The 18,829-nt window shown below is 32.2% G+C and carries 14 protein-coding genes; 3 read left to right on the plus strand and 11 right to left on the minus strand.

What is annotated here, in order from left to right:
- Positions 1–2: 2 nt before the first annotated feature.
- Positions 3–2,306 (minus strand): hypothetical protein, encoded by a 2,304-nt coding sequence (locus tag NNL09_RS12430; RefSeq protein WP_196910830.1) that lies wholly within the window; start codon positions 2,304–2,306, stop codon positions 3–5.
- A gap of 621 nt (positions 2,307–2,927) precedes the next feature.
- Here NNL09_RS12430 and NNL09_RS12435 point away from each other — a divergent pair.
- From NNL09_RS12435 to NNL09_RS12445, 3 genes are all read left to right on the plus strand, one after another.
- A complete protein-coding gene (locus NNL09_RS12435; RefSeq protein ID WP_025665010.1) occupies positions 2,928–3,872 on the plus strand; it encodes a tryptophan 2,3-dioxygenase family protein in 945 nt (314 codons plus the stop codon).
- A gap of 553 nt (positions 3,873–4,425) precedes the next feature.
- Positions 4,426–5,292 (plus strand): zinc-dependent peptidase, encoded by an 867-nt coding sequence (locus NNL09_RS12440; protein WP_025665009.1) that lies wholly within the window; start codon positions 4,426–4,428, stop codon positions 5,290–5,292.
- Between the two features lie 68 nt (positions 5,293–5,360).
- Entirely contained in the window at positions 5,361–6,062 is a 702-nt protein-coding gene (locus NNL09_RS12445) for a Bax inhibitor-1 family protein (RefSeq protein WP_025665008.1), read from the plus strand.
- A gap of 51 nt (positions 6,063–6,113) precedes the next feature.
- Here NNL09_RS12445 and NNL09_RS12450 read toward each other — a convergent pair whose 3' ends face one another.
- The 10 genes from NNL09_RS12450 to NNL09_RS12495 all read right to left on the minus strand — a co-directional run bounded on the left by NNL09_RS12450 (position 6,114) and on the right by NNL09_RS12495 (position 18,716).
- Entirely contained in the window at positions 6,114–7,079 is a 966-nt protein-coding gene (locus NNL09_RS12450; protein WP_196910831.1) for a YpdA family putative bacillithiol disulfide reductase, read from the minus strand.
- Between the two features lie 147 nt (positions 7,080–7,226).
- The gene (locus NNL09_RS12455; protein ID WP_196910832.1) at positions 7,227–8,996 is read right to left on the minus strand and encodes an FG-GAP-like repeat-containing protein; all 1,770 of its coding nucleotides are present in this window, start codon (positions 8,994–8,996) and stop codon (positions 7,227–7,229) included.
- A 121-nt stretch (positions 8,997–9,117) separates the two neighbouring features.
- On the minus strand, positions 9,118–10,248 hold the full coding sequence (locus NNL09_RS12460) for a helix-turn-helix domain-containing protein (protein ID WP_196910833.1): 1,131 nt from the start codon (positions 10,246–10,248) through the stop codon (positions 9,118–9,120).
- 10 nt (positions 10,249–10,258) lie between these two features.
- Positions 10,259–10,921, minus strand: coding sequence for a ribulose-phosphate 3-epimerase (gene rpe / locus NNL09_RS12465; protein WP_025665004.1), 663 nt, complete (start codon positions 10,919–10,921; stop codon positions 10,259–10,261).
- Positions 10,922–11,191: 270 nt separating this feature from the next.
- Entirely contained in the window at positions 11,192–11,599 is a 408-nt protein-coding gene (locus NNL09_RS12470; RefSeq protein ID WP_196910834.1) for a BLUF domain-containing protein, read from the minus strand.
- A gap of 250 nt (positions 11,600–11,849) precedes the next feature.
- On the minus strand, positions 11,850–12,713 hold the full coding sequence (locus NNL09_RS12475) for an RNA polymerase sigma factor RpoD/SigA (protein WP_024772554.1): 864 nt from the start codon (positions 12,711–12,713) through the stop codon (positions 11,850–11,852).
- Between the two features lie 258 nt (positions 12,714–12,971).
- Positions 12,972–14,453 (minus strand): hypothetical protein, encoded by a 1,482-nt coding sequence (locus NNL09_RS12480; protein WP_196910835.1) that lies wholly within the window; start codon positions 14,451–14,453, stop codon positions 12,972–12,974.
- Positions 14,446–15,000, minus strand: coding sequence for an RNA polymerase sigma factor (locus tag NNL09_RS12485; protein ID WP_196910836.1), 555 nt, complete (start codon positions 14,998–15,000; stop codon positions 14,446–14,448). Before NNL09_RS12485 ends, NNL09_RS12480 begins: the two co-directional genes overlap by 8 nt.
- A 268-nt stretch (positions 15,001–15,268) precedes the next feature.
- Positions 15,269–16,327 (minus strand): hypothetical protein, encoded by a 1,059-nt coding sequence (locus NNL09_RS12490; RefSeq protein WP_196910837.1) that lies wholly within the window; start codon positions 16,325–16,327, stop codon positions 15,269–15,271.
- A 199-nt stretch (positions 16,328–16,526) separates the two neighbouring features.
- The gene (locus NNL09_RS12495) at positions 16,527–18,716 is read right to left on the minus strand and encodes a polyribonucleotide nucleotidyltransferase (RefSeq protein WP_196910838.1); all 2,190 of its coding nucleotides are present in this window, start codon (positions 18,714–18,716) and stop codon (positions 16,527–16,529) included.
- Positions 18,717–18,829 lie beyond the last annotated feature (113 nt).

An 18,829-nucleotide genomic window follows, 5' to 3' on the forward strand; every position in this document is an offset into this window, starting at 1 on the left:
GGTTATGGAGTTGGTAAGTTTATACGTTCCATCAAAATACTTCTGTGAGCTTGATACAAGCTACTAAGCCCACTATTATACCCATTAGTAATTCGTTTACGAGCAGTGAGATGAAAAGAAAGACGCGTAAAATATTCATTAGCTTTTATCCATCCTCCTTCTGTTAATGCTGGTTGTATTCCTGCATTGATTAACCCGGCATCCGAAAATTCCTGAAGAGTTCCACTATATCCGACACAGGCATGAGGTTCGTTCCCCGATGCATTTCCCGAAGAAAATATAGTATCTCCAGAAACTGTATCAGATAGAGGAGGGTTAGGCGTATTAACTCGTAACCCAATCATCGGACCAGGGCATCTGCTCATCGTTAGAGCATAAGAATCAACAAAACCATATGGATCATTTGCTCTAAAATTGAAATTGATCTCGGTGTTAAGTTCATAGTCTTCTAAGCGATATAATCCGCAACCTGCATTTACAATTGAAGTATCTGCAAAAGTTAGAGCAGAAAGATCAAAGTTTAATGGTTTGTTATGGATGTATAAAGCAATCATATCTGTAGCATTAGCTACCGGATTACCATTACCGTCATAACCATCTACACGTACATAGAATGTTCCCGGTTTGGTTTCACCTTGCACTTTATCGTATATACTGGTCCTAAGCTGCATGTATCGCCCAATTTTATCTGGTATCCAATCTATATGATCAACATTCATTTCTCTCTGAATATTCTTGTAGGCTGGTACACTCACAGCGGGACCTCCATCAACTTTTAGTAATTGACTATAAAATGGGCCCACGTCATCCCCGTTATAATTTGGTAAATTACGTTTAGAATATCGAGGATGCTTGTAATTTTGACTAACAAATACCCAAGGAATAGTTCCTGAGCGTTTTATACGAATGGTATACCATTTTATTTTATTTTGCACGGCTGTTTTACTCACATCATACATACAACCGGTCATGTCTATAGTACCTCCCCAGGCAGCACAATCTACTTTGAAACCTGCCAGGCTACTGTTTACCGAAATTTTTCCATTTGGCTCTAAGTCATTGTTAAACCCATTACGATGCAATTGAGATGGAAAAAAAGAAGCTGTTGTATTTTGATTTCCACCTATAAAAACATTTCCTAAGCTGCCAATCAAGTTTCCGTTAAAACATGCAGACGAAGGTTGTATTTGTGATTTTGGCAAACAAAGGTTTATTCGTTTCTTGTTTGGAATATTATAATAAGGAGCACTTTCATATAAAATAGTATTAGGAGCAAGGCTAGTAACTTTTACAATTACATCTGGATACGCAACTACATTAATGTTTTCGCCTGGAGCTTGATCACTAGAATCTTCGATCCCAGGGAAACTCATATCGAATGAGAACCTAAAAATATAGTTTCCATTCATATCGGTGATCGTATCACCCAATAATCTTCTGTTCCCTTCTCCTGTATATGCATCTCCTGCTATTTCTGCGGCTGTACGGTCGTATTCCTCAAAAGTTAATGTAATATTATTTGCTGGTTCTGTATTACATCTAAAATATAACCCCTCAATGGCTTTTACCAATCTTAGATCTTTTGCTCTTGAAGTATCAACCAGAGAAACTTCTCGTTTTCTAGAACTGATAAGCTTGTAGTTTGTAGCAGCAAATTCAGAAGCTTTTTCTTTTGCTTTTTTCTTAGTTATCAAATCAGGATTCTCTAACCTTTGATATAGTAATTCTGTTTTTGGTTTCGTAGCCTCTCCTTTTAAATCGATTACCATAGGTTTAAAAGGAGCAGGGTCTGGTGGAAATGGACCTATATCTTCTGGGATCCTCTCTGGGTATATTTTTTCTATATACTTTTTGATTTTATTATTCTTTAGTGCCTCGAGTAAACCAACATAGGTGTCAATTACAAAAGGCCCTCTCCAACATGGGTTAAATAAACATCTTCCGCTATACATGGAAACATGACCATAAATAAGAAAATCATTAATGTTTACTGGTGTAGAACATTCGAGTACCAAGTCGTTAAAATCTGAATCACCTCCAGCATCATTAGATAGAATTTCGAAAGAGTGATTGCCTCCGATGGTTTTTGGAAATTTAATTTTGGTATCAGATTGTTGATATCCTCCTCCTGGATCGTTTTGTATGGCAATTGCCCATTGATCACCTGTTACATTAACGGTAGTTCCTACAGTTCCCGAGTGAGTTCCGTTTCCGGTATCCGCTCCGATGACGATAAATCTTTGAGGATAAGAAGCAGATTTTGCTTTTACCTTAACATTCCAATCCCCTTGCATTGAAATAATCATAATATACTTTTTTTAGTTAATATGGATTAATGAAGATTATAAAAATAAAATAGAAAACAATGAGTGTCAAGGTGTGTAAAACCCTTAAATCAAGGTGTTTAGACTGTGTTTTTTTAGTGTTAATACCCCGGATTTAATGAGTGGTAAAACGGTGAAATTATATGTTGAGATTTTTGTCTATATAGTAAAAAAGTGCTGCTTCATAAAAAGTAGCATTAATATTTATTAATAACTTTGTAGCGAGTTATTGATCACTTTATTACCTTTGATTGTTTCCCAGAAAATGATTATTGTTATCAATAAAATGAGTGTAGTTTCCTGAAACCTGTTTTTTATAAAAGGGATGGATTCATAAAAAATACGATACAATGAGTATGGCTAAAAATTCTATTTTCAATCGGTCTACCTACCTATTACTTAATGTTGCAAATTACATTAATATAAAATCTCCTTTTTCATAATAATTTTAACTTGATTACTAATGTATTACCTGCTATTTGAGTTTTTTCATAACAATACTCATTTGGCATAATTATCCTATCTCGAATGATTTTGTTAAGCATAGTAAAAACAGAGTTATATCGAGGTCGTATTTAAATCCATATTAAACAGATCAAAATTATGAATAGAGAAGAACTATTAAAAGCTATAGACAATAAGTATAAAGCAATGGGGCAGGATCCCGATGTACATCTATCGGGTTTATTGCATGCAGAACCTATGAAGTATTGGGATTTTATTCAGGTAGATGCCTTATTAGGACTACAAACCCAACGAACACAATTACCAGATGAGATGGTGTTTATCATGTATCATCAAATTAATGAATTATTGTTTAAAATGATCCTTTGGGAAATGAGTCAAATTTCTCATACAGAAAATATAGAACCTAAAAAATTCGAAATGCACCTTATGCGTGTGAGTAGATATTTCGATATGCTTTCGAATTCATTTGATATTATGGGCGAGGGGATGGAGATTGATCAATATATGAAGTTTAGAGATACGCTAACACCTGCAAGCGGATTTCAATCTGCACAATATCGTAAAATAGAGATTGCTTCTACAGAACTCATTAATCTAATCGATTTTAGATTCAGGAAAACTATAGATAGAAATACTCCTTATGAGTATGCTTTTGATAATATGTACTGGCAGGCAGCAGGCACAGATCATAAAACTGGTAAGAAGAGTAAATTGATGATCAATTTTGAAACGAAGTATAAAAAAGAACTGATCGAATGGATGAAAGAATATAATACAGTTAATTTATGGACAAAATTTAAAGAGCTTCCTAAAGAATATCAGAAAAATACCGAGTTGATTAATGCTATGCGCCATTATGATCATACGGTAAACATTAATTGGGTAATGCACCATTATGATGCCGCAGCAAAATATTTGGATCATGGAAAAGAAAATGTAGAAGCAACCGGAGGTAGTGATTGGCATAAATATATGCATCCAAGATATCAAAGACGCATATTTTTCCCAGAATTATGGAGCGAGGAAGAACTAGAAAATTGGGGAATTACCAACCTTAAAGGATATGAGAAAATTTCATAACCTCATTCTACCTATATGTAATTTTGATATAATGTTCAGTTCCTTAAAAACAGAACTTAATTGGCATTAAGTTCTTGCAGTTCCATTTCGGTAGCTTTTAAAAGTTTTTTTAATTTTCTTTTTGTAAATCTACAATTAGAGTTTGATATATCTTCTGTTGTACGATACATTAGGGATTCGCAATATTTAATTCGATTAGCAATGGGGAGCTTTGAGATAACATTTTTATAAAGTTGATCTAAGTTCCTTAATGAGTCTGGGGGATTCCTCTTAAATGAAAACATTATTGGCTGTAATTTTAGTTGTGTTAGGGGTTGCTGGTTTTAAAAATTAGACACTAACTGCCAAACAGAATCAAATTTCATTCCCAAGTCTACGCTAAATAGTTAAATTTTTGATAAGAGTAAGTATATTGATGTTTAACCATATTTACTATAAAACATAAGAAACTGGTAGTATGTAAAATAGGGTTGAATATGTTAAATTGTTATTTTAATACCATTTTTGCTTCTAAAACGTTATTTTTAATAACCTTAACCTACATTATCCTTTTTTGAATCTTTATATAGTATCTTTATTATTGGTTGAAGAAGAACCTTCTAACACATTATTCCAAAACATACTTGGGGTGTTTGTTACTGTTGGTATCGTTTCGATATGTATATATTATGTTTTACGATATTTAGAATCAATTTATGTTAAGTATAAGAAAAAGCCCTATTTCATTCACCTTTATTTTACTCCGAAGAAATTGCCACCGCATTTGCAGGCATTCCTGGATGAGAATGATTTTTATACTAATCTCGATAAAAAAAGAAAACGATTTTTTGCACATAGAACAGTTAGGTTTCTTGAAAACACTCGTTTTGTAGGTAGAGAAGGGTTGGTCATCGATGATTTTATGCGAATGCAAGTAACTATTATGGTTACGCAGCTAACTTTTGGGATGCGCCATTATCTATTAGAATATTTAAACACAATAGTTTTATACCCAACATCATTCTATTCGATTTTAAACAAAACAGAAAACATAGGAGAGTTTAATCCTATATCTAAGGCATTAGCCTTGTCCTGGAAAGATTTTCAGAAAGGAAATTTACATTTGGACAAAGGAAAAAGTTTGGGAGTTCATGAAATAACACATGCTATTCATTATAACTCTATAAAAAACAATAACATTAGTTGTGAAATTTTTTATGACACTTTTTTATTGTTAGAAAAGTATCTGGGTGCCGAAGAAATAAGGAAAAAGATAGTAGATTCTAAGATATTGAGAGACTATGCATATACCGATAAATTCGAATTTATTGCGGTTCTGGTTGAAGTTTTTATGGAATCGCCCAAGGAGTTAAAAAAACAATTTCCTGAGATATATTATTATGTAGTACAGATGTTTAATTTTAGATATTTTGAGGATTAATTACGATGTCATTCTTAAGAAACGATTATATTTATAACCATAAATAATTTAAATTTATATTTATATATATGGAAGAATTTCAGCAAATACTACCTGTTAGTTCACTCACCGACGAAAAAAGGGTTGCTTTTTATAAAAAGACCTATACCCATCTTGCTATGGCTGTTTTACTTTTTGTAATCGTAGAATGGATATTTTTTCAAATAGAACCTATTGTAAACTTTGCATTTTCTATGACGCAAGGATGGAGATGGCTTGTTATGCTGGGTGGTTTTATGCTGGCAACAAATTATGCAGAAAAAATGGCATTTAAGAATCATAATATCAATCAACAATATTTAGGATTATTACTATATGTTGTAGCAGAAGCTTTTATCTTTATTCCGCTTATTGGAATTGCTATGATGATTGCAGAAAGTGGGGGAGCTAATATTCTTAATCAGGCAGCAATTTTGACGCTATCATTATTTACAGGGCTTTCTGCTGTTGTTTTAATTACCAAAAAAGATTTTTCGTTTTTAAAATCGATACTTGCAATTGGTTTTTTTATTGCAATAGGACTGATTGCAGCGGGATTATTATTTGGATTTAATCTTGGTCTTTGGTTTAGTGTTGGGATGGTAATTCTGGCTTCTGGATCGATTTTATATCAAACCTCTAATATGGTACATAAATATTCTGAAGACCAATATGTAGGAGCATCATTAGGATTATTTGCCTCGTTAATGTTATTGTTTTGGTATATATTAAGTATCCTCTCTAGAGACTAATTAACACTTATTATAAATAGTAAAACCAGACTTAGTCTGGTTTTTTTGTTGCTATTTTCCTTCGGTAATTGATTTTAATATTGTTTTGGCATGAATTCTCGAGTTTTCGATAAACCAAACATGAGTGTCCATACCACCACATATTACTCCTGCCAAATAGAGATTTTTGATATTAGTTTCCATTGTTTTTTCGTTATATTGAGGATATAATTTGGCATCGTTAGAGAGTTGGATTCCTATTTTTTGCAGAAATTCGAAATTTGGTTTATAACCCGTTAGTGCCAATACCCAATCATTTTGAATACTAAATTCTCCCTGCGGTGTTTGGATATCGATTTTTTTGGGTAATATCTCTTTTATAGTAACATTGTAGAAAACTTTGATACTCCCTTCTTCAATACGATTTATGATATCGGGTCTTACCCAATATTTTACACGTTTTCCAATTTCTGGTCCACGAACCAACATTGTTACTTCTGCACCTTTTCTATAACATTCTAAAGCTGCATCTACAGCAGAATTACTCGCGCCAATAACAGCTAATTTTTGTTTAGCAAAAAAATGAGGATCTTTATAATAATGAGAAACTTTAGCTAAATTTTCTCCAGGAACACCCATAGTATTAGGAAGGTCATAAAACCCGGTAGCAATGATTACATAAGTAGAAGTATATTGTTCTTTATTGGTTTTGATATGAAAAACACCTTGTTTTTTATGTACTGTACTAACTTTTTCAAACAGATTAATGTTTAGCTGGTTAGAAGTTACAATCCTACGATAATATTCAAGAGCTTCATTGCGTTTTGGTTTGGCTTCATTACTGATAAACGGGATATTATCAATTTCAAGCTTTTCAGATGACGAGAAAAACTGCATATTAAGAGGGTAATTGTATAAAGAATTAGTGATGACCCCTTTTTCAATAATACAATAATCAAGTCCTTTTTTCTTTGCTTCAAGACCACAGGCTATACCAATAGGCCCACCGCCAACAATTATCAAATCTATATGCTTCATTAAAAATCATATTGATAAGGTTCTAATTCTAACTTTTAGAGTGATACCTTATTTTACTCTTGTAAAACTAATGATTTTTGTAATCTCAAAAGTAAAAAAGGTAGGGTTCTGTTACGAACCTCACCTTTTCTAAGTAGTGATTAACTATTATTTAATAACTAATTTTTTCATAACTGTTTTTTTCCCGAGTATAATATTCATAAAATAATTTCCTGGCGATAAAGAAGCAGTGTTTAGTATAATTTCCTGATTGATATTGAAATTGGTTTCCGAAATTTTTAACCCCGAGGCATCCATTATTTTAACCGTAATAGGAGTATTTGTTTCTACATTATTAATTTTGACTTTCACTAAGTTTTTAGAAGGGTTTGGATATACGATTACTTTAGGATTGTTGTTGTTTCTCTTTTTTATAGGTGGATCAATTGGTTTTTTTTTACCTTCTTCTATAGTATAAAATTTATTTACTCTTAGTTTGATATATGTATCGACATTTCCTGATGGCCAATAGATAGTTAATTTATCGATTTTTGGAGCTTTACCAAGTCCAAAATGAACTCGTAAGCTATTATGGCCCATAAATGTATTTGACGCAGAGACTTCTCTTTTTAGCGTTACCAATTTTCCTTTGATTTTGGTCATTAGTTCTAATCGAGTTCCTAGTGCGGCTTTATTTGAAGGATTACCAATAAGTTTAATATTTACAAAATGATTTTTTATTGCTAAATCATTTCTAAAAAGTCCTTTTACGCCTTGGCCAACAACAAAGAAATCTAAATCACCATCATTATCGTAATCCCCAATAGTTGCCCCGGTAGAGTTTCCAGAAGTGGCTGTATTAATAAGATTAGTATTATTTTCTGTAAAAGTTCCATCTCCATTATTAACAAAATACCCACTACCCGTTGTGCTAGAAGCTGTAATGATGACATCTAAATCACCATCATTATCAAAATCTCCCCAGGCATTGGCTAAGTTTTGATTGTTACCAGCCGTAAATGGGGTATTGGTACTTTGATATGCACCAGAATTATTAATATAAAATTTGTTTTCGACTCCAGAATAGTTGGTAAGACAAATATCGAGATCACCATCGTTATCATAATCGATTGCATTATAGCATTGCCCATCTTGTGGATCTTCTGCAAATGAGAGATCGGTATTGGTTAATTTTACAAATCCTTCATTTCCGGTTTCGACTTGTAGGTTTTTAAATAAAAAATCGCGCTTGATTCCTGTAGGACCAGCTGCAGGACCACTGGCGATGAATAAATCTGTATCTCCATCTTCATCATAATCAGTCCAATTAGATACCGTATAGGCTGCTTTTTCTGTAAGAAAATCGTAGGGTTCTGTTACTTCGGTAAAGGTACCATCACTATTTCCTCGATATAAACGATTAGGAAATCGATTTGTCCCAAGAAATAAGTCGGCAAAGGTTAAAATAAAATCAACATAGTTATCATTATTATAATCACACCATTGTACACTCCAGGTTGCAGAATTGATTGTGTTTAAAATTGTATTCGTTTCTGTAAATTGACCATTACCGTCGTTAGCATAAATTCTGGTTTGCAAAGTAGACGGTGCCGTAAACCGTGAATAGATTAGGTCGAGATCTCCATCATTTTCATAGTCTGCCCAGCTACAACTGTTAAGTGATGTGGCAGTAGGGATTGTTGTACTACCATCTGCAATTTTAAAATTTCCATTCCCAAGATTTTTGTAAATGGTTCCGGCATAAAATAGATCTAGATTGCTATCATTATCAATATCTGTCCATCCTGTGCCAAAATAGGTTCCTCGAATAGTCGAATCGGATACTATAGGATTAAGACTGTCTTTGATAAGTGTAAACTTTTGCGCAAAAGCGGTAATCGTAAAACTGTAAAAAATGAATAAAAATAAAGTTCTCATAAGCTCAAGATTTTTAAGAGTTATAAGATTAAAGTTCATTAAAACGGGAAGGGAATAGGTTTAGAATTATAATTTTTAACCTTTTTATACTATTAAGAGAGTATTCAAACTATAACTGGCGTTAATTATTCTGAACTTCTAATTTTTTTCTTTTATATTCAGAAGGAGTACAATTGAACTTATTTTTGAAAGCAGTATTAAAAGTAGCTTTGTTATTAAATCCAACATCAAAATAAATCGTTTTAATACTAGCTTCAGAATTTTTTAGAAGTAGTTTTTTAGCTTCTTCTAATCTATATTCGTTTATAAATTGGTTAAAGTTCTTCTTAGATTTTTCGTTTATAAGTTTTGAAAGTATGTGGCTAGAAAAACCGATATTATCTGCTAATTGTACTAGGCGTAAATCATTGTTTAAATATGGTTTATTTGTTTTAATATATGACAATAACATATCGTAAAACTCATCCTTGGTAGACTCGGTTAATTCCTGATGATTTTCTTCTTTCAAAAATAGATTAGATAATAATTCTCCGTTAAAGATAGAAGGTTCTTTATATACCATATAACCAATGCCATAGATAGCTATAGACATTGAGAAAGAAATTGCATAATCCCAATGTATGTTGAAAAAAGAGAATTTAACCAATACATAATAACTTATATAGGCGATAATAAAGACTAAGAATAAATTGATAAGGAAAGTAGACCATTTTTTTCTGATCATTTCGTATTGAGACTTTTTATCGCTTTTATGAAAGGTGATAAAATCTTTTATGATGATTATATAAATTATTAGTGATAAAGCTACCAGCCAGGGAGAGCGAATCGACCAAAAGAGATAAAAAAGAAAATCACCTTTATAATCTTTAACGTTTTGAAAACCTTCTGATGCAATAAGATAGTATCCGTTAATAATAAATGATAAGATCGCTGGTGCAAAGTGGTACCATCGTATTTTGAAGTTTTTACTGTAAAATCTTGTAATATATACATACAGCAGAGGTCCAAACGCGAGATACCAGCTAGAGTCAAAAAAATAAAAATAAGGATATACAGACCCGTAATTAGTCCAGAAAAATACGTATTGCAGTAGAATAAAAGAAAAACCTAAGATAAGTAAAACAACAGGAAGGTTATTTATCCTTCCTGTTTTACGAATACTTAAAATAATACTTAAGAAGAACCCTAGTGAGCTTACGATTAGGAAAATTGATGTCCAGGTATCAAAAGACGGAATAGGATTCTGTTCCATTTTGTATAGACTAAGTGTTTATAATCTCTTTTAATTCTTTAATGGTTTGGTTAGGATTAGTACTTTTAAAAACAAAACTTCCGGCAACTAATACGTCCGCTCCGGCATCTATAAGTTGTTTTGCGTTTTTATTGGTTACTCCTCCATCAATCTCAATTAATGTGCTTGCATTATTTCGTACAATAATTTCACGAAGTTGTTTTACCTTTTTATAAGTATTTTCGATAAATGATTGACCACCAAATCCAGGATTTACGCTCATTATGCATACCAGGTCGATATCATTAATAACATCTTCTAGTAAACTTACATTGGTATGTGGGTTTATAGCAACGCCCGCTTTCATTCCTTCTGCTTTAATAGCTTGCAATGTTCTGTGTAGATGTGTACAAGCTTCATAATGTACAGTAAGAATATTACTTCCCAGATCAGCAAAAGTTTTAATATATCGATCTGGATCAACAATCATAAGGTGTACATCAATTGTCTTGGTAGCATGTTTTACGATATCTCGCAAAACAGGCATCCCAAAAGAAATGTTGGGAACAAAAACACCGTCCATAATATCTATATGAAACCAATCTGCGTCACTTTTGTTAATCATTTCTACATCGCGTTGCAAATTAGCAAAATCTGCAGCTAATACTGAAGGGGCTATACGTTTTGAAGCCATAAATCTATGTTGTTTCCCGCAAAAGTACTATTTAATATATTTATCCTTTGAATTTACTATAATAAAAATCTTCTTTTTTCGCTACTGTTTCAAGAAAAGAAAAAACGGTAGCTCCTCGTATACTTGATATCTAGTCTTGCTAAGCATAAACTTTTATTGTTTAATAGTGCAAAAACAGGAATTCTCTTTTTTTAATAAATTTAGATGATAAATGATGTAGGTTGTGTAATTAGAGCAAGCTCTATTTTGAAAGCTTATGATAGTCTGTAGTTAATTGAATTTCATGAATTTTTGAGCTAGATATGAAATACTTTTGTAATGTTCTGGATTATGTTCTTCTTCTTTTTTTAAGAATTGATGTAACTCACTTTGATTGTAATGATCAGATATTACTGTAAATGAAGAACGAGATTCTGAGAAGGAAGAGCTTAAGATTTCTTTATCCAGCATCTTAATGATATTATAGTGTCGATGATCTTTTCTTATCTTTTCGAACATCATTTTAACGGTTTGTTCTTCACCTTCTAGAATTTGAAAAAAATTTCCTTCAGAATATATCAATATCCCCATAAGACCAATTGCATTATTATTAAGCCTAACATAATCCATAAGCTCTGTCATATCAGAATTTGATATGTTTGGATTTACGGTGCTAACATAACTTATTATATATCTCATGATGAATAATATATTAAGAGGGGGGTAGCTACTTAAATATACGAATTTTGAGATACTTTTACTAGAATATTGGGGGTTCTGTTAGGGGAAATTGTAATATTTATGTGTAAAAATGTTTTTTTTATGGGTTCCCGTAAAGTTTTTACGGATTACCGTAAGAAAAAACCTCCGGTAATCAGCCGGAGGTCATTCATCAATCAAAAAACGAACAGTTATGTTATAAAACTGTTTGTAACCGCAATTTAGGAATTTATCCTAAATAAGTCTTTAATATTTTACTTCTAGATGTATGTTTTAATCTTCGAATTGCTTTTTCTTTGATTTGACGTACACGTTCACGTGTAAGATCAAAAGTTTCTCCAATTTCTTCAAGAGTCATTGGGTGTTGATCTCCAAGACCAAAATATAATCGTATTACATCTGCTTCTCTAGGAGTAAGTGTTTCTAGAGCACGCTCTATTTCTGTACGAAGAGACTCGTGTAATAGTGTCCTATCAGGATTTGGTGACTCTCCAGAATTTAATACATCATAAAGATTAGAATCTTCTCCTTCAACAAGGGGAGCATCCATACTTACATGGCGTCCAGAATTCTTCATCGATTCTTTAACATCGTTGATGGTCATATCTAATTCTTTTGCAATTTCTTCGGCACTTGGTGGGCGCTCATGTGATTGCTCTAAGAATGCATATGTTTTATTGATCTTATTGATCGAACCAATTTTGTTTAATGGTAAACGAACAATACGAGATTGTTCTGCCAACGCCTGTAGAATAGATTGACGAATCCACCATACAGCATAAGATATAAACTTAAATCCACGGGTTTCATCAAAACGTTTTGCAGCTTTAATTAGTCCAAGGTTACCTTCATTAATTAAATCGGGAAGAGTAAGTCCTTGATTTTGATATTGTTTTGCAACCGAAACTACGAATCTAAGGTTAGCCTTTGTTAGTTTTTCAAGAGCTCTCTCATCACCAGCTTTTATACGCTGAGCTAATTCCACCTCTTCATCTGCAGTAATAAGGTCTACTTTTCCTATCTCTTGCAAATACTTATCTAGCGATGCAGTCTCACGATTTGTTACCTGCTTCGTAATTTTAAGTTGTCTCATCTATAGTTCTCCTTGAAATTTAATTTTGTGAATATTTAGGGCCTTTTATCTATTATACGTAATATGTTATAGAAATGTTACAAAAAGATTGTTTTTTTATGAGAGATATTCTTTTGTTTTACTTGTTATCTATTGTTAACAGGGGTTTTGAGGCGGTTTGATTATTTTTTATAAAATTCGTTGTTTTTTTAAAAAAGACTCAAAAAACAACGAATTTTATGAAGAATGTAGAAAACAATGTGGTAGTATTAATATGGTTTAAAACTCATAAGAAACCCCTGTCTGAATTGTAAAGTATAAAGGTCGATAACTTTCAGAATTTTGACTTGCATTTTTTAATTGATACTTCAGTAAAGGCTCAACATTGAAAAATATTTTTTTAGATAGCTTATATCGAAGATTTGCGCCAATATTAATACTGAAATTTGTTTTCAGAATATTAGTATTGCTCCCTAATTTAAAATTATTAGAAGTAGTATGTATTTTAATATTGTTTTCATCAAGAAATAGAAAACCTAATTCTCCTATTAGCGCTGTGCTAATTTGATTATCTAAGATTTGATATTGTAATCCAAATAAAACCTCATTATAAATAGTCTTTTGTATTAGGTCTATCTTTTCAGAATTTTCTATAGTATTATTTGCAGGTAAAATTATTCCCAAATCATTAAGTATAATAGGTAATTGATCGGTTGGAACATTGTTTATTTTGTTACTTAGTTTTAATCGATTATATCCAACCCTTAGTGCTATTTTTTCTGTGTAGTATGTCTTAAAAAGAACACCATAACTTAAGCTTATTCTGCCACGATTTGTGTTTTTTGCAAGATGGTTGCTTATCAAAGATCCATTAGGAGCTATTGTATATGTTGGGGTAACATGTACTCCGATACTAAATTTTTGAAATGGCTTTTTCTTTATAGGAGTCATATATACTAATGTATCCTTGTTTTTACGATTATTGATGGATGTATTCTTTTTGGATGCTATTAGAGTTGTTAGGGAATCATCTTTATTTTCTTTAAGCTTTTCGTTTTTAGACGCTCTGTTGCGACTATTGTTTAAAATTTTATCCGATTTATTTCTTATTTGGTTTGTAATTGAAGTTGAGGATATTGATGTCTTTTTATTTGTAGGATTAGTTTTTGCATTAGAATTAGTAGAGTTTTGGGTGTTTTTTATTTCTTCGACACCTTTGTTCATAACATTTTTTACCCGGGGTGCTTGTTTACTAGTTCTATGAGTAGAAAGAGGCATTTTTCTGGTTACTATAAAACTAGAATTCGAAACATTTTTATTTGATGACAAACCAATACCATTATTAGTTTTACTATCTAATATAGACCAATTATTATTTGTTGTACTGTTGTAGATGTCATTGATATCAGATTTTGATTTGAGTGATACCAATACCGTCGTAATAATTTCATTACTGGGTAATTGCAGTTTGCTGTTTTTTGGATCTATTTCGTCACAGTTTTCTAGAGTTGCTGGTATTTTTATAGTAGTATTAGTTGAGTTTTCTGTGATGATATTACTATTATACGTATCTGCTGCAAAAAGCATTAATAATAAGAGAAATATAAGTACACCTACTACTTTTGCCCAATAAGAAAGCTTATCATCTTCTTTTTTGGGTAACTTAGGTTCAATATCTTCCCAGGATAAATTACTAGGTGATTGATCAAAGCCTTTAAGTTTTTCTTTAAAAGCTTTTCCTATGTCTTTTGGGTCAGCCATTACTTATTGCAATTTTTTTTAAACAATTGTTATTAGATGTTATTTTGGTTTTCAATATAACTTTTGCTCTATGCAGGTTCGATTTTGAAGTTCCTTCAGAAATATGTAACATTTTGGCTATTTCCTTATGAGAATACTCATCGAGTTCATATAAGTTAAAGACCAATCTATATCTATCTGGTAATTCTTGTATGTATTTTAGTAATTCATCTAATGAAAGATTTAGTGTTTCAGAATCAATTTTAGTATCTGCGATGTTCTCTTTGTTTATGTTTATATCAGTAAAAGGAGTTTTTTTATACTTGTCGATAGCTTTATTAATCGTTATTCTTTTCATCCACCCTTCAAAAGAACCCTTAAAATTATATTGATTTATCTTTTTAAAAATTGTAATAAAAGAGTCTTGTAAATTATCTTCTGCTTCATTGTAATTTTTGCAATACTTAAGACTCAAAGCAAAAAGTGTGTCCCTGTAAAGGTGAAACAATTCACTTTGCGCTTTCCGATTGTTTTTTTGGCACTTCTTAATTAACTTCCTTGTGTCCAATTGGTTTTAAGCTTAATAAAGACTATGTACTGAAACCTGAAATGTTTTTTCTAAACAAAAAAGAATTCGATTTTTGTCTTCAATTTTCATTATGCGATACTTAAAATAACACATAAATTATTACTAGTTTACTCTTTTAGACTGAATTGTTTTAAATGGTTGCGTAAAAGGGATGAAAAAAAATAAAATTAATAGCAAAAACATGTTTTTATGGCATATAAATAAAGCAATCTTTCCTTTTTTTAGGAAAGATTGCTAAAAATAATAATTAACTCTCATCATTATTATTGCAGGCTTCAGCAAATAAAACTATTCTAATTATTTTGGATTCGTTTGTATCTGTGTTTTTGACTCTAACAAAAACTAATTGGGGGTTAGTTGTGTTTAGATAAGCAGATGAATCTAATATATTTATTTCTTGTTCTGCATATTCATAGGTTTGATAAAATGATAATGTTAATAAAGAAGTATCTACATTTTCCTGAAAAGAAAGAATGCAGTCTTTGTAATCATTAAAAACAAAATTGGCGGTATCTTCAAAATTTTTCAATTCACATTCTTTAAATTCTACATAATCACATGAGTTTTCGACATTGCATTGTCTTTTGATGATGTATGTATCGGTTTCATTAGATATTTCAACAGTTTCATCATCTATTATCAAGGCTTTCCAATCAAAATTCCAATCTTTGGCTGTTTTAGAATCTCCTTCAAGATGGATATTAATATGTAATTTGCCTTCAAGGAAAAAGGATACCCATGAGGTTCTATGCGCATTACCTTTATCATAAAAAATACCGGTTCCGTCATCATAAAAATCTAATAGCGCATCATTATAGTTTTGGTTATTGGTTAAAGAAGTGATTTTCCAGACGCAATTTTTCTCTAATATTCTATTACAATAGATAATAATCTCTGATTCGATACAAGCTTCGATTGTTTTTTTTAATTCGGTATTGTCCTGTATGCTAAACGAACTACCATCTTCTAGAATGGTAGTTATAGGATAACTTAGGCCTATTGCGTCATTGCTTTCTTCTGATTCTTCCAAAAGTCCTACAAAATCAATATTATTATAGACTATTCTGCTATCTACAATTTCAGAATCTTCATTAAAAAGATATATATTAAAAGGGTAAACAAAAGTGATACAGATCGGTTCATCATCTTCATTCTTATTTTTAGAAATATTTTTTAAAGAGTCAAAAAGCTCTGAATCTGTTTCTATTTTTTGAATATTATCCGGAAATAAGTCAAAGGATTCATTATGGCAGGAAACCATAGAAATTAGTAGGGTGCTAAGTAGTAGGGTTTTAAATGTTGTCATGATTACATTATTTAAAGTCTTTGTCTAATAGACTAGTAGTCTTTAAATGGTTGCGTAACATTAACTAATTTATCCCAATGTAATAATAAAGGAACATGTTGGAGAGAGGTGTACTAAGGGTTTAGATAGGTACCGGTATCTGAATGAAATAAAAAACGCCTTCAAAATTCTTGAAGGCGTTTTTAAATAGTATAGAAAATTAATTTTCTTTTTTATCTCTATGAGGTTTTCGATTATTACCTTTTGATTTATCACCTTCGGGTCTTGGAGGTCTTGGTAATAATGCTTTTCTAGATACTTTTTCTTTACGAGTTCTAGAGTCAATTCCAAAATATTTTACATCAAAGACGTCACCCATGTTTACAACATCGCTAACATTCTCTGTGCGTTCCCATGCCAATTCTGAAACGTGAAGTAAAACTTCGTTACCAGGAGCTTCCATATATTCTACTACAGCACCAAAATCTAACATTTTGATTACTTTCACTTCATATACACTACCAACCACAGGTTTAAAAGTAATAGCATCGATTTTTGCTAATACAGCATCAATTCCTTCCTGGCTTGTACCAAGAATCTCTACATTTCCTTCTTCGGTAACAGGATCTTCGTTGATAACAATGGTAGTTCCTGTTTCCTTTTGTAATTCTTGAATTACCTTACCTCCAGGGCCAATTAAAGCACCAATATAATCTCCAGGAATTGTTCTGGTTACCATTTTTGGAGCATGAGCTTTTACATCTGCGTTTGGTGTTGCAATAGTATCTGTTAATTTTCCTAGAATATGAATACGGCCATCGGCTGCTTGCTTTAATGCATTTACCAAAATTTCATAAGAAAGACCTTTAACTTTAATATCCATTTGGCAAGCTGTTATACCATCGGCAGTACCGGTTACTTTAAAGTCCATATCTCCCAAGTGATCTTCATCACCTAAGATATCAGATAAAACTGCGTATTTTCCTGTTTCACCATCAGAAATTAATCCCATTGCAATACCAGAAACTGGTTTCACCATTTGTACTCCGGCATCCATCAATGCCATAGTTCCAGAACATACAGTTGCCATAGAAGACGAACCATTAGATTCTAGTACTTCTGATACTACACGCACAGTATATGGGCAATCAGCAGGAATCATTCCTTTTAGGGCACGTTGTGCCAGATTCCCGTGACCAACTTCTCTACGAGAAGTTCCTCGTATAGGTCTTGCTTCACCGGTACAGAAAGGAGGGAAGTTATAGTGAAGGTAGAATGTTTCTTCTCCTTCATAAGATGGCATGTCAATTTGATTTGCCTCTCTAGAAGTTCCCAAAGTTACTGTTGCTAATGCCTGAGTTTCTCCTCGTGTAAATATAGAAGATCCGTGAGTTGATGGTAGATAATCTACCTCACACCAGATTGGTCTAATCTCATCAGTTTTACGGCCATCTAAACGTAATCCTTCGTTTAAAGTAAGATCACGAATTGCAGTTTTTTCTGCTTTAGCATAATATTTAGATACTAGATCCCCAAAATCTTCAAGTTCTTCTTCAGAAAATGTAGCTATTATTTCTTCTTTTATTTCAGAAAAAGCCAAACCACGTTCTTTTTTAGATGATCCTGCTTTTGCAACAGCATATACTTTGTCATATGCCATTTCATGAATTTTCTTAGCTAAATCTTCATCTTCTCTTTCTGGATCGTACTCTCTAACTTCTTTTTTCCCAAAGGCTTCTGCTAATTTAAGCTGAGCAGCACATTGTACTTTTATATGATCGTGAGCGAATTTGATAGCTTCCACCATTTCTTCTTCGCTAATTTCTTTCATTTCTCCCTCAACCATCATTACAGAATCTGCAGAAGCACCAATCATCATGTCGATATCTGATTCTTCTAACTGTGCTCTTGTTGGGTTGATGATAAATTCACCATTTACACGTCCTACACGTGCTTCTGAAATAGCACATTCAAAAGGGAAATCAGATAATTGTATCGCTGCAGATGCTGCTAATCCTGCCATTGCATCTGGCATTACATTCTCATCATGCGACATTAACTGAATCATCACTTGAGTTTCTGCGTGATAATCTTTTGGGAATAGTGGTCGTAATACACGATCTACCAATCTCATGGTTAGTACTTCGCCATCACTTGGTCTTGCTTCTCTTTTGAAGAAACCACCAGGATAACGACCAGATGCTGCAAATTTTTCTCTATAATCTACTGTTAATGGTAAGAAATCGACATCACTTTGTTTGTAATTTGAAACAACCGTACATAATAACATACACTTGCCAGATTGCACAACAACAGAACCATGAGCCTGTTTTGCTAATTTTCCGGTTTCGATAGAAATTTCTCTACCATCACCAAGGTCAATGACCTCTCTATAAACTTTTGGAATCATAATTTTTTTGATTCTAACATATCAGCGTATCGTATAGATAATCCTGATATGTTTAATTAAACATTGGTTTCCGTCTTACTCGGACGGACAAGGTTGTGTTGTTGTAGTAATTG

The organism is Aquimarina sp. EL_43, from assembly GCF_943422735.1.
GTDB lineage: Bacteria > Bacteroidota > Bacteroidia > Flavobacteriales > Flavobacteriaceae > Aquimarina > Aquimarina megaterium.

Bases quoted from the DNA above. Each gene is read 5' to 3' on its own strand.
- NNL09_RS12430 (WP_196910830.1), bottom strand. From the start codon at position 2,306: ATGATTATTTCAATGCAAGGGGATTGGAATGTTAAGGTAAAAGCAAAA.
- NNL09_RS12495 (WP_196910838.1), bottom strand. From the start codon at position 18,716: ATGATTCCAAAAGTTTATAGAGAGGTCATTGACCTTGGTGATGGTAGA.
- NNL09_RS12490 (WP_196910837.1), bottom strand. From the start codon at position 16,327: ATGACAACATTTAAAACCCTACTACTTAGCACCCTACTAATTTCTATG.
- NNL09_RS12480 (WP_196910835.1), bottom strand. From the start codon at position 14,453: ATGGCTGACCCAAAAGACATAGGAAAAGCTTTTAAAGAAAAACTTAAA.
- NNL09_RS12470 (WP_196910834.1), bottom strand. From the start codon at position 11,599: ATGAGATATATAATAAGTTATGTTAGCACCGTAAATCCAAACATATCA.
- rpe (WP_025665004.1), bottom strand. From the start codon at position 10,921: ATGGCTTCAAAACGTATAGCCCCTTCAGTATTAGCTGCAGATTTTGCT.
- NNL09_RS12445 (WP_025665008.1), top strand. From the start codon at position 5,361: ATGGAAGAATTTCAGCAAATACTACCTGTTAGTTCACTCACCGACGAA.
- NNL09_RS12455 (WP_196910832.1), bottom strand. From the start codon at position 8,996: ATGAGAACTTTATTTTTATTCATTTTTTACAGTTTTACGATTACCGCT.
- NNL09_RS12460 (WP_196910833.1), bottom strand. From the start codon at position 10,248: ATGGAACAGAATCCTATTCCGTCTTTTGATACCTGGACATCAATTTTC.
- NNL09_RS12450 (WP_196910831.1), bottom strand. From the start codon at position 7,079: ATGAAGCATATAGATTTGATAATTGTTGGCGGTGGGCCTATTGGTATA.
- NNL09_RS12475 (WP_024772554.1), bottom strand. From the start codon at position 12,713: ATGAGACAACTTAAAATTACGAAGCAGGTAACAAATCGTGAGACTGCA.
- NNL09_RS12435 (WP_025665010.1), top strand. From the start codon at position 2,928: ATGAATAGAGAAGAACTATTAAAAGCTATAGACAATAAGTATAAAGCA.